This is a genomic window from Anaerobacillus sp. ABD4_527, assembly GCF_056160805.1.
The window spans coordinates 762,378-774,670 of the sequence record NZ_JBSWXZ010000001.1 but is presented as its reverse complement, the minus strand read 5'-3'; the positions used below and the strand labels follow the sequence as shown (position 1 = coordinate 774,670).

Here is a 12,293-nt window from a genome sequence, read left to right as displayed (position 1 = left end):
ACCTGTTTTCTTAATACGTTAATCAAGTATAGGCAAGGAAAATACATACGTCAATTACTGAATCCAGTAATTTCTTGATATAGGCTGTTCGTCAGTTGTAAACCATAAGCATAAGAATGTTTAACCCTATATGGAATAGGGGAAATAACGTTTAAATATGCAATTTAAAATTTTATTCTTAAAAGCAATATTTGACAGAAATGTGAGGCTACATGATGAATATACAATTTGACCTAATCAACGCTCGGATAAAAACCGTATATGGACCAAGCACTCAGAACATACAAAAACTTACTTTTCATTCGAAAAATGCGACTGAATCTTCTTTGTTCTTTGCGATAAAAGGAGAAAATCATGACGGTCACTTGTATATTGAAGATGCAATAAAAAGTGGAGCAGTTGCTGTAGTAGGAAGCGATTCATCTCTATTAAAAAGGTTTACGGAGGAATATCCTGAAACAACGTTTGTTGATGTTGAAGATGTGCGCATCGCCATGGCTTATTTTTCAAAACACTTTCATAACAGTCCAGATGAACAGTTGAAGACAGTTGGCATTACAGGAACAAACGGCAAGACGACAGTTGCTGCATACGTAAGGTCGCTGCTAACTCTTCTAGGTATGCCATCGGGTTCGATCGGTACGTCAGGTATTTATACTTCCAAACATAAAATCCCTTACAAAAAGAGTACCCCGACTACCCCAGAGTCAGTCGATCTTCATCAGATCTTCCATGATCTGCTCGACGCGAATGATTCTGCGGTTGCGATGGAAGTTACATCGATCGGTTTGGATCAGAAGAGAGTTGCAGGCGTTTATTTCGATGTAGCAATTCATACGAACTTATCTGTAGAGCATCTCGAATACCATAAAACCTTTGAGAACTATAAGGAATGTAAACTTCAGCTGTTTCGTCAAGCGCATTCAGCAGTCATCAATGTGGATGATGAAGGCATGGGACAAGATCTGTTAGATTTGTTTAACGGTCCTACCGTGACGTATTCGTTGATGCCTGAAACAAAAGCAGATTTAAAAGCGGTTGATATCAAGCATAGCGACACAGGTACGACCTTCACACTGGAAGTCAATCAAAAGGCGTACGAGGTTTATGTACCCGTGTTTGGTGAGTATAACGTCGCTAACGTGTTGTCAGCGATCGGAACTGCAATGTTGTTAGGCTATAACATCCCTCGGATTCTTCATGTGCTGACAATGCTTGAAAGCCCTGAAGGAAGGTTTCAAATTATCGAAGTACCACCTAATCAGAAAGTCATTTTAGATTACGCTCATACTCCTGTTGCATTAACGAGGCTCGTTGAAGAAGTTCGTAAGTTAAAGCACAGCCGATTGATCGTGATGATTGCAGGGATCGGAATCAGGGACTTTGAAAAGATGCCTAAGATGGCAAAAGCAATCGATGGGAAAGCGGATGAGATCATCGTAACGGTCGATCATCCAGGACACCATGACCCTTCTGTAATCGTTGATAAAGTGATGACGGGTTTTAGTGACCCTCGGGCAACTCATATTCACCGCACAAACACAAGAAGAGAAGGCGTCCTCAAATCACTGGAACTCGGTGGTGAAGGAGACATTATTCTACTTACAAGCGGTTGTATCAACGGAGCTCAAATCGTGAAAGGGAAGGAAATCCCCCATTCTGATGAAGACATTATTCACTCGTACTCATACATGACATCGTAACCCTCCTAAGTGAGGGTTTTTTGTGTGAAAAAAATGTAGTTGAAATAATCATGAAGGTAACGTACAATTTTATCTTTGAGATTGGTTAGAAGGGACGTAATGGAGTGACCTGGGAAATACTAAACATTATTGGAACAATAGCATTTGCGGCGAGTGGCGCCCTTGTAGCACTTGAAGAAGAATTTGACTTTCTTGGTGTGATCGTACTTGGACTTGCGACTGCATTCGGTGGAGGAATCATTCGTAACTTATTGATCGGCGTTCCCGTCCCATCGATATGGGAGCAGGATAGGCTCATCATCGTAGCCATCGCAACGATTCTAATCCTTTTCATTCTTCCTGCTTCTTGGATTAATTATTATTGGGAAAAATGGGGAAGTTTCTTTGATGCGATCGGCTTAGCTGCATTTGCCATTCAAGGTGCACTCTATGCAGAAAGCATGGGCTTACCTTTCATAGCGGCTATGGTTGCAGCTGCAATGACAGGAACTGGCGGAGGAATCATCCGTGACTTGCTTGCGAGAAGAAAACCAACTGTCCTCCAAAAGGAAGTATATGCCGTTTGGGCTATGATGGCAGGGCTTTTGATCGGCCTTGGGTATCCACAAGGTTTAACACCTCTCATGATCTTGTTCGGCATGATCGTCTTCTTACGAATGCTTTCGTTAAGACTCGGTTGGAAGTTACCTTACCGAACGCTTTCGTAACGATAAGTTAGCTTAAAAGCGGCTTGTGATCTAGAAGAACAGAGCTCGCATATATATAAGAGCGCCGATTCGATTCGGCGCTCTTTTTTTTGCGTTTGTCAGAAGTAGAATACTTAACAAGTATGAAAAACAGTGATTTTTTTAAAAGTTTATATAGTACAGAGGAAAAATTCAGTGGTGAAATATATGGTAAAATGTAGAAGTAGATCTTCTGTTAAAGGGCAGTTTTATGGAAGACTTGAATTCGAGATAACCTTATAGCATCAGGTTATCTTTAATCACTACATCTTATCTTGGCTTAGTATCAATATATTATCATCTTAATATGGAAAAACAGCAGGGGAAGTATGGGTGATATAATGGATGTAAGTGACTTAAAAAAGAATTTTAAGGGAAGTAGTGCTTTTTTAACTGGGAATGAGAGAATGAGATAGATTTTAAATATAATAAACTCACAAAAAGTTTCTCGTGATTATGTAACTCGTTTTTAAGGGATAGTCAACTTATTTTAATATCAAGTCTCTTAAAGTGTATTTAGGAAAAAACTTCACAAAATCGTGATTATAATAAATGAGACAGTTACGCTGCCTCATTTTTTATAATTAATATGAAATTAGATGCAAATCATTTTTCAACTTTTTTACCCTTTCGAAATTTTGTCCTTTTTACTTTACCATCTTGCTCTGCCGTTTTTAAAACTTCTAAAAAGTGTTGATGATTAATGCGATATTTTTTAAGTCTTTCAGCTTGATCAGCTACTAATACAGGGACTACTGTAATTAAAAACCAGATTCCATATATTATCTGAAAAATAGTAAGTATTTTAGTTAATATTGAGTTTGGGAGTATGTCTCCATACCCTAATGTGGCGACTGTTACAAAACTATAGTAAATCATATCAAATACCGACAAATCTGGACTAGGTCCTGTGAATTGAGTGTGATCAATCGTCCATAAATAATAAAAAGTTATACCTAAATATATGGTACTTAGAGCAAAAAACATAAGGCTATTTGTTATCAAATTTTGAGGATTTAATAAATTCCCTAATTTTCTATACAAAAAATACATTATAGCTGTATGGAAAAATACCATAATTATGGAATATACAAGAAGAATATATGTAATGAAATTGTGTTCTATAACGTCTAAAAAATAGATTAAAAAAGGTGCAACAAAGATTAGAATTGACCAGTTAAATGCTATAGCGCCGTTACCTTGTCCGTCTGGTGGTTTTATTTGGTCAATGAAAGCTTCGTGTACAGGATTTAGATTTGTTTCTTTAGCTTTATTCTTATTTAGCAGATATCTTTCGAGTCTTATATTTCTCTTTTTTTTAAATATAGCACTTCTTAATTTTCGTTTATTTTGCATAGAATTCTCCTGATTCCGTATTAAAAATACATATTCTAAATTGTAAACCCAATTCAAATTAATTACAATAATTTACTAATACAGATCGGTTAATTTATTTGTAGATTTACTCTTGATGGAATAATATTGAGACCGAGTCTTCCAGTATCGGGAGCACTTGATAATCAAGAAGTGCTTTATTTTACCGTCTCTAAAAGGATAATTATAATTAAAATATAACTTCTATTTCCATATTGCTGAATAACATAATGTATGATTTATACTTTCGCCGACTATACTAGAATCTAAAATAATTGATTCATGGTTTAGGAGAGTGAATGTATTGTTATTATCAGAAGCATGGGAGAAGTATCAGCTTGATAAGAAAATTGAAGGGTATTCGCCACTAACGATAAAAACATATGGATTTCAGCACGATATGTTAAAACGATACTTTGGGGATATCGATATGAACCTTATAACGACCGATCAGTTAAAAGGATATCTGATTCAAGCTGGTGATCAATTAAAACCTTCGAGTTTGGGTCACAGAGTTCGTTGCATTAGATCCTTATTCAAATGGACTTACGAGGAGGGGTACATCCATAAAAACCCTGCGGCTAAATTAAAAGAGCCTAAAATTGGAAAGAGGATACCAAAGTTTCTAACAGAACTTGAAATTGAACAATTAAGGGAGGCCTCTCAAGGTAGCATGGAAAATGCCTTGTTTGAGTTTTTCTATTCAACAGGATGTCGAATAGGTGAAGTTGTAAAGCTGAATAGAAACGACATTAACTTCTCGACAAATTCGGTCATTGTACATGGAAAAGGAGATAAGGAAAGGGAAGTTTATTTCAATACACGTTGCTCTCTGTGGTTAAAACGCTATTTGGATGAACGGGATGATGATCAAAAATGCTTGTTTATTACAGAGAGAAGGCCAAAGAAGCGTATGAGTATTGATTTAATACGATATATAATTAAGCGGATATCTAGTCGAGCTGGTATTAATAAAAGCATTCATCCGCATCAACTAAGACACAGTTATGCAACACACATGATAAATAACGGGGCTCCAATCGAGGTGATCCAGAGTCTCTTGGGACATGAAAAAAGTGAAACAACGAAAGTATATGCTCAGCTTAGTGGGAAACTAAGACAGGATCTATACAGTAAGTATTTTTAAAAAAACGTTCTTCGAGAACGTTTTTTTTTTTGGGAATTTTTATTGAGTAAAATTGAAAAATTTGAAATAATTGGTTTTTAGGAAGGTGAAAAGGTTGCGGAGCAGTTTTAAAAATAAGTTAGCCAATTACTTTAATGTTGGTAAGTCTATAAAATGGTAATGCGTTAAAGGCAATTATTGATAACGTCAAAATAGTTTTTTAATGTTTCTATCCTTATATATAGGTGGTGCTATTATGAGAATAAATAAAATCTTTATAAAAAATTATAAGTTATTCAAAAGTTCACTTATACGTGTAAATCCTGGCTATAATATTTTCGTAGGAAATAATGACTCTGGCAAAAGCACTTTACTAGAAATACTGCAGGTTACCATAAGTGGAAAACTTAATAATTATTCTTTTGAACGTCAACTTAAAGCATCATGTTTTAATCAGTTAATTAGAGAAGAGTTTAGAAGTAAACTTGAACGAAAAGAAGGAATAGAAGAACTTCCAAAGATTATAGTAGAAATCTACTTTGACGATGAAGGAGATGCATCAGAATTAAAAGGAACTAATAATTATTTAGGTGAGGATTGTCCTGGAATTCAAATGTCGGTTAATTTCAATCCTATTTATGCGGAGGCATACAAAGGTATGCTAGAGGCTGGAGAAGTGTACGATATTCCAGTAGAGTTTTATGAAGTGAAGTGGACAGATTTTTCAGGGAGTCCAGTGGTTTTCAGAACGTTACCTTTTAAATTATCTCTTTTAGATACCACCAAAAAAGACTATAGTAATTCTGTTAATAAATTTGTTAATTCTAGTGTTGCTGAACATTTGACTGATGAAGAAAAAGCAAGTTTAGCACGAAGCTATCGGAAAATGAAATTTGAATTTAATTCTAATGAAAGCGTTTTGGATTTAAACAAAAGGATAGAAGAAAATATACGTCTTGATGACAAGAGGATTAGACTTGGTATAAAAGAAGAAGTTTTAGATGCTTGGAAAAGTGAAGTATCTATTGATGTTGAAGAGATACCTTTCGAGGATATAGGTTTCGGTAGTCAAAATTTAATCAAGATGGAACTAGTATTAAATGAAGAATCTCAGAAGTCCAACTTTATTCTGTTTGAAGAACCCGAGAACAATTTATCTTTTAGTAATATGTCAAAGCTTATATCTAAAATTAAAAATGAGGAATCAAAACAAGTGTTTATATCTACACATAGTAGCTTTGTTGCGAATAAATTAGGGCTTAAGAATCTTATACTCTTGCACAAAGGACAAATAACTCCACTAAATGAAGTTAACCCAGATACAATGAATTTTTTTATGAAGCTACCTGGTTTTAATACATTAAGGTTTTTGCTTGCTAGTAAGGTGATTTTAGTTGAAGGACCAACGGATGAATTGATAGTCCAGCGAGCTTATCTGGATAAGTACGGGAAACTACCGATTGAGGATAATACAGATATAATAACCGTTGATTCACTTGCTTTTAAGAGGTATTGTGATTTAGCTATTCTTGTAGATAAAGATATTAATTTTGTAACCGATAATGACGGTGATATTAAAGAAAATATTTTTAAGAAGTATAGTGGTTATATCGATGAATATGACTTTATAAACGCATTTTATGAAAAAGATGAATCTTTATATAGTTTGGAACCTAGTATGTATGCAGCAAACGCGACAAATAAAGAAAGTCTTGACAGATTCCAGGAAGCTATTTCAAAAAACGGTTCTATGAGGAATAAAACTGAGGAACAAATTATTAACTTTATGGAGAACAACAAAGCAGAATGGGGGCTACGGGTATTCGACTCCTTAGAGAAAGTTGTGTATCCTGAGTATATTTATGAAGCAATCAGAAAATAAAATTATTATGGCTTGTGCTGGTTCTGGTAAAACGTGGGGACTGTGTAAGGATGCGGTAAATAACTCTAGCGGAAATAAAAAAGCTTTGATGGTATCTTTTACTAACAAAGGAGTAGACTCTTTAAAAAGCGAATACGCAAAACAAAATTCCGGAGTTATTGATCAGAATATAAGTATACTAACCTGGTATCAATTTCTCTTGAAAGATTTGATCAAGCCTTATCAAAGTTATTTTCTAGATGATATAAACAAAATAAGGTCGTTTGATTTTTCGAATATGTACGGACAAAAAGATTTTTCTAAAAAGAACACCTTTCCATATTTTCTTAATAAAAATGGTGATGTGAAAGTTAACAAAGCTTCAGAGTTTTCCATTTATTTGAATAGTATATCAGGTGGTTCAGTAATTAAAAGGTTAGAAGAGATCTATTCTTGTATTTATATTGATGAGTTACAGGACTTGACAGGAAGAGACATTGATCTCTTAGAACTTCTACTTAAGTCATCAATAAAAGTTTATTGCGTAGGGGATTACAAACAATCTACATTAAAAACTCATAATGCAAAAGCAAATAAGAAGAAGAGTGGGGAAAATGTTTTCGATTACCTAGAATCATTGAAAGGTTCCCATAATCTTCAGGTTGTTAGAAGTAACAAATCTAGAAGATTTATTAAAGATATTGCCGATTTTGCTAACCTTGTTTATCCAGGTGACCCAATTATAAGTGTTAAGCAAGCTTCACATGAGTTCATGGGTGTCTACCAAATAAAAAGAGAAGATATAGATGACTATATTAGTTACTTTAACCCAAATGTATTAAGATTTGACAAGAAAACAGACACACTTAGTTATCCAGCGTTAAATTTTGGGGTTAGTAAGGGTATGACCATGGATAGAGTAGTTATTTTTCCAAATGGTCCTTTGAAGAAATTCTTAAAAGATACTTCCACTAAATTAAGTAGTCCTCATAAATATTTTGTTGGTGTTACCCGACCTAAGTATAGCTTGGTTTTTGTAGTAGATAAGTTAATCGAAAATAAACATTTTAAAATTGAAAATATAGAGTTAGAATCTAAAAAAATAGAGGTGACTAAATTTATCAGTGAATAAAAAAATAATAAGTTTCTGTGTTAAAACTCATATTACTTATAGCCAGTTTAATAATAATTATTTTACACTTTAGAAAAAGTATCAAAGATGGTTACCTGGTAAAACATTTTGGAAAGAATCTTATAGATTCTTAATTAAGCAGAACCCCCATTTTGCGTGGCATTTTGATCGTGGATATTCAATAAAAGGGAGCTTACCTTGATAAAAAGTAAACGCTCTATGATGGTTTAAGGCAGTCAAATTAAACAGATAGATATGATTTTAGATACTAATTGACTCAACAATACATCTAATATATAATATTCTCAATATTCAATACGGAATAACAGGCTTTGAAGAGAAAAGTAATTATAATCTATTATTTCCAGAGAGCTCCGTCAGGTGAAAAGGGGCAGTAATGATTATAACGAATAAAAACTCTGAGCTTCGCACGGATCTACGATTTTTATAGTGATACTGCGACGGGATCTCCCGTTAATGAGATAGGGTATAATCAATTTATTACAAATTGCCGTACCCGAAGAGGTTGGTATGGTGACATATCAATAAACTGAGGTGGTAACACGGAGCTATAAACTCTCGTCCTCAAGATGAATAATCTTGGGGGTGGGAGTTTTTTTGTTGACCAGAAAGTTGAATCCATAAATATCTAAACTTATTAAGAAAAAAACGAATGGAGTGAAATGTATGAATAATGAAGAATCAAAGGTTAGAATTGAAAAGTTAGAGATGTTAAAGTTCCAGGAAGTTTCAGTTTACCCTGAAAGGTTTACAACAAATTATGAACTCTATGACGCGTCTCAACTTAAAGATGGAACTTCTGAAGTAAGGGTAGCAGGAAGAATAATGAGTATTAGAAATTTTAAGAAGCTAATTTTTATAACCATCTCGAATATACAAGGAAGCTTGCAGCTTCTTTTAAAAAAGGATGAGGTCGGCGATCTAGCGTTTGATCATTTTCAAGAGGTATTTGATACAGGAGATTTCATAGGTGTGGAAGGTCGAATGTACACCACTAAAACGAACGAAAAAACTTTGCGGATTGAAAGTTATGTTTTTCTTGGGAAGGCATTGCGGAGTCTTCCCGAGAAATGGCACGGTATAAGTAATGTTGAGCTCCGATACCGGCAGCGTTACTTAGATTTAATGATGACAAAAGAAACGCAAAATCGATTACTCAATAGGAGCAAAATAGTACGTTCAATCCGTAGGTTCTTTGAGGACCAAGAATTCCTAGAAGTCGAAACACCGGTGTTACAGCATACTTCATCTGGGGCACTAGCAAAACCATTTAGGACATACCATAATGCATTGGAAACTGAACTTAACTTGAGAATAGCGCCAGAAACGTACTTGAAGAGGTTAATCGTAAGTGGATTTACCAAAGTCTTCGAATTTGCGAAGTGTTTTCGGAATGAAGGTATAAGTCCCCAACATCTTCAAGAATTCACAATGGTTGAAGGGTATGCCGCCTACTGGAATTATGAAGATACGATGAAGTTGATGCGTGAAATGGTATTATTTATACTAGATCAAACATTTGGTACTACGACAATTAGTATCCAAGGTCAGTCTATTGATTTTTCACTAGATTGGGAAGTGATCTCATTTAGGGATTTAATTCTTAAAGAAACTGAAATAGATATAGATCTTTATCCTCACGTAAAAGATCTATACGAAGAAACTCAACGAAGAAAAATTGAATTAGAACATTCAGATATCGACACTTTAGGAAGAGGAAATTTCATTGATTTACTCTACAAAAAAACGTGTAGACCTAAACTTGTAAAACCAACTTTTTTAATCCAACATCCTATTGATTTATCACCACTTGCAAAAGCTAATGATGAGAATAAATCTATTACAGATCGCTTCCAATTAGTCGTAAATGGTGCAGAAATTATTAACGCCTATTCTGAGCTTGTTGATCCGATTGAACAAAGAAAAAGATTGGAAGCTCAAGCGAAGTTAAAAGGCAACGGAGACTTAGAAGCTATGGAGATGGATGAAGATTACCTAACAGCAATGGAGTATGGTATGCCTCCTATATCAGGTTGGGGATTTGGAATCGAGCGATTATTGATGGTATTAACGAATTGTGAAACGATAAAAGATTGCACGATATTCCCAATGACTAAAAAATCAACGTGAAGTTAATAAATTTTGTAATAAGTCCTAGTCCTTAATTCCATTAAATCGAAGCATTAAAGAAGCATCTAGTAACACAACAAATAGTATTGACTAAATATGGTAAGTGCCATATAGTTAATTAAAATTCAAAATATTTTGTGATGATAAGGATAATGGTTACTACTACCGGTTATCAGAGAGGGAAGAGATGGTGAGAACTTCCTATCGCTGCGTAGTGACTTACCACCTTTGAACTGTATGGATGAAATTAATAGTAGTCTATACCGTCTCGCGCGTTAAAGCAGACCGAAGCCATTAGTGTATTATGTAATGGGAATTTGGGTGGAACCACGAGATAACACACTCGTCCCTCTGTTAGAGGGGTGGTGTGTTTTTTATTTTTGTGAAGGGAGTAATAACATGGAAGAGTTGGGCAATGTCGTACGATCTTTGGACAATGAATTTGGGATCGAACAATTTGGAATAGACCCTGCTTTTAGTAGGTTTATACCTCAAGTCTACGAAAATAAGGTCGATTGGGAAAATCTATTTGAACCTAAGTTTACAACATTATTTAATGGATTAATGATCAGAGGGGAATCTACAGTTCAAAATTTATTTTTAGCTGTTTTCCCAACGAATGATGTATTAGAGAGATTTATAGAGGAAGGGAAATCTGGTGACATGTTGTTCATGCATCATCCTCTATTAATGGAATGCGGGGACCCATATGGGAAGTGGGGAAGAGGTTTCGTTCCAATCGATGAATCTCTGTTAAATATGATAGTAAGTAAGGGATTATCAATTTATACTTGTCACGCTCCTTTGGATTACCATAGAACGCTTGGAACTAGTCAAGCCATAGCGGAAGAACTAAGTGTAGATATAACTGATCGGTTTATTAACAGTAAAGCACGAGGTGATATTGGAATAATAGGAAACATAAGTACAACTGAAATAGATGAATTAATTAATGAACTAAAAACGATATTCAATATCCCTTATGTAGACTTTGAAGGAGCTAAAAATACTGTGAGTAAAGTCGCTATTGTTGCAGGCTGTGGTGATAAAACAAAGTGGATGCAGTACGCTGAAAATAAAGGGGTAGATGCTTATATTTCTGGAGAAATTCATTGTCACATTGATAATGAATACGGAAGAAGTAGATATAAAGAAATTGAAAGTTATGCAAAGGATACCAACATGTCTCTAATAGGAGTTTCACACTCTGCTTCCGAATATTTAGTAAAGAAAACATTATTGTATCGTTGGTTTGAAAAAGAATTTAAATTTGACAGTATAAATCTTATTCCTCAAGGAAAATGGTGGCTGTAAATAGAGGAATTATTATTTTTATTGTAAAAATCTTGATATCAAGTGTTCAATAATAGGGAGCTTTCACAGAACAAGGTAACAGTGCTTTACTGCTCAAAAGATTAAGTATACTAGGTGAGAAAAGCGAATATACCAATAACAACACTCTTTAAGGAGGGAATTGGTATTCGTTTAATATCATTCATCTTCGGAAATCCAAGTGAACCATCTTTCTGTGTCGGAGGGGTAGTGTGCGCATCCATAGATGATTTAATAGTTACTTTTTTAGCTATATTGGTTATTTACTTTGGCTATAAGTTCATCTATAAACAGTAATAATTCAAGGGGGATACTTATTATTTCATCTATAATCGGGAGCGAATCTCCAGTATTACTATTAGGAGGAAAGAATGACATTTGAGGAGTTATGCAAAATAGGAGATTGTTTTATATCTTTTGAATCTATTCTGGAACCTAGGATAGATGACGTGAATTTGAGGATAATCGTAAATAAAAGTAATGATCCAATAGACTTATTGATTTTCCCTCACTCTGATAGCAAAGTGGAAACTTTACAAATCGATTTTAAGAATTATGTTACTTATTCTGTCATTTATGACGATTATACTATAAGAGACAAAAATGAGACTTTTCGTGGCGACACATTTAGAATATATGACAAGTCAAACTATATTGATTTTGTACAAAGAGAGTCGTCCCTTAAAGGTAGAAATTTTACTCATTACTCATTAGCTTGTATAGAACATAAAATAGATATTATCTCTAGACATTCCCCATATGTTAAAAAAATTGATTCTGGACTTAATAAGTAATTGTTAGGTTAAAGGGAGCGTTTACTTAAAAAAGTAGGCGTTCTAAGTAGATTTAGGAAGTTTTATTGAATAATCGTTTGAGTATTATAAGAAAT

9 protein-coding genes and 2 other annotated features are annotated in these 12,293 nt (G+C 34.4%); of the genes, 8 read left to right on the top strand and 1 reads right to left on the bottom strand.

The window, feature by feature from the left end:
* Positions 1-215: 215 nt before the first annotated feature.
* Positions 216-1,703, top strand: a complete 1,488-nt coding sequence (locus ACXAHI_RS03995; RefSeq protein WP_474846113.1) for a UDP-N-acetylmuramoyl-L-alanyl-D-glutamate--2,6-diaminopimelate ligase — start codon at positions 216-218, stop codon at positions 1,701-1,703.
* Positions 1,704-1,807: 104 nt separating this feature from the next.
* Positions 1,808-2,410 carry a trimeric intracellular cation channel family protein gene (locus tag ACXAHI_RS03990; RefSeq protein ID WP_270182355.1) on the top strand — a complete coding sequence of 201 codons (603 nt, stop codon included), beginning with the start codon at positions 1,808-1,810 and terminating at the stop codon, positions 2,408-2,410.
* Between the two features lie 624 nt (positions 2,411-3,034).
* On the opposite strand, the gene ACXAHI_RS03985 is transcribed toward ACXAHI_RS03990, so the two are convergent.
* Complete coding sequence (locus ACXAHI_RS03985) at positions 3,035-3,784, bottom strand: potassium channel family protein (protein WP_474846111.1); 750 nt, start codon at positions 3,782-3,784, stop codon at positions 3,035-3,037.
* A 322-nt stretch (positions 3,785-4,106) separates the two neighbouring features.
* Between ACXAHI_RS03985 and ACXAHI_RS03980 the strand changes: the two genes are divergently transcribed.
* The 6 genes from ACXAHI_RS03980 (at position 4,107) to ACXAHI_RS03955 (ending at position 12,198) form a co-directional block, all read left to right on the top strand.
* Entirely contained in the window at positions 4,107-4,949 is an 843-nt protein-coding gene (locus tag ACXAHI_RS03980) for a tyrosine-type recombinase/integrase (protein WP_474846109.1), read from the top strand.
* A gap of 235 nt (positions 4,950-5,184) precedes the next feature.
* Complete coding sequence (locus ACXAHI_RS03975) at positions 5,185-6,810, top strand: ATP-dependent nuclease (RefSeq protein WP_474846107.1); 1,626 nt, start codon at positions 5,185-5,187, stop codon at positions 6,808-6,810.
* Positions 6,791-7,921, top strand: coding sequence for a UvrD-helicase domain-containing protein (locus tag ACXAHI_RS03970; protein ID WP_474846105.1), 1,131 nt, complete (start codon positions 6,791-6,793; stop codon positions 7,919-7,921). The genes ACXAHI_RS03975 and ACXAHI_RS03970 overlap by 20 nt, the downstream gene beginning before the upstream one ends.
* Before the next feature lie 323 nt (positions 7,922-8,244).
* Positions 8,245-8,511: a binding site (T-box leader), on the top strand.
* A 97-nt stretch (positions 8,512-8,608) separates the two neighbouring features.
* On the top strand, positions 8,609-10,072 hold the full coding sequence (lysS, locus tag ACXAHI_RS03965; protein ID WP_474846103.1) for a lysine--tRNA ligase: 1,464 nt from the start codon (positions 8,609-8,611) through the stop codon (positions 10,070-10,072).
* A 131-nt stretch (positions 10,073-10,203) separates the two neighbouring features.
* Positions 10,204-10,426 (top strand) — a binding site (T-box leader).
* A 45-nt stretch (positions 10,427-10,471) separates the two neighbouring features.
* Positions 10,472-11,386: a Nif3-like dinuclear metal center hexameric protein gene (locus tag ACXAHI_RS03960; RefSeq protein ID WP_474846101.1), complete on the top strand. Its 915-nt coding sequence runs from the start codon at positions 10,472-10,474 to the stop codon at positions 11,384-11,386.
* Positions 11,387-11,775: 389 nt separating this feature from the next.
* Positions 11,776-12,198: a hypothetical protein gene (locus ACXAHI_RS03955; RefSeq protein ID WP_474846099.1), complete on the top strand. Its 423-nt coding sequence runs from the start codon at positions 11,776-11,778 to the stop codon at positions 12,196-12,198.
* Positions 12,199-12,293: the final 95 nt, after the last annotated feature.

What these genes read in the sequence shown, in the direction of transcription:
- ACXAHI_RS03975 (WP_474846107.1), top strand. Translation starts at nt 5,185, where the DNA reads ATGAGAATAAATAAAATCTTTATAAAAAATTATAAGTTATTCAAAAGT.
- ACXAHI_RS03985 (WP_474846111.1), bottom strand. Translation starts at nt 3,784, where the DNA reads ATGCAAAATAAACGAAAATTAAGAAGTGCTATATTTAAAAAAAAGAGA.
- ACXAHI_RS03995 (WP_474846113.1), top strand. Translation starts at nt 216, where the DNA reads ATGAATATACAATTTGACCTAATCAACGCTCGGATAAAAACCGTATAT.
- lysS (WP_474846103.1), top strand. Translation starts at nt 8,609, where the DNA reads ATGAATAATGAAGAATCAAAGGTTAGAATTGAAAAGTTAGAGATGTTA.
- ACXAHI_RS03955 (WP_474846099.1), top strand. Translation starts at nt 11,776, where the DNA reads ATGACATTTGAGGAGTTATGCAAAATAGGAGATTGTTTTATATCTTTT.
- ACXAHI_RS03960 (WP_474846101.1), top strand. Translation starts at nt 10,472, where the DNA reads ATGGAAGAGTTGGGCAATGTCGTACGATCTTTGGACAATGAATTTGGG.
- ACXAHI_RS03970 (WP_474846105.1), top strand. Translation starts at nt 6,791, where the DNA reads ATGAAGCAATCAGAAAATAAAATTATTATGGCTTGTGCTGGTTCTGGT.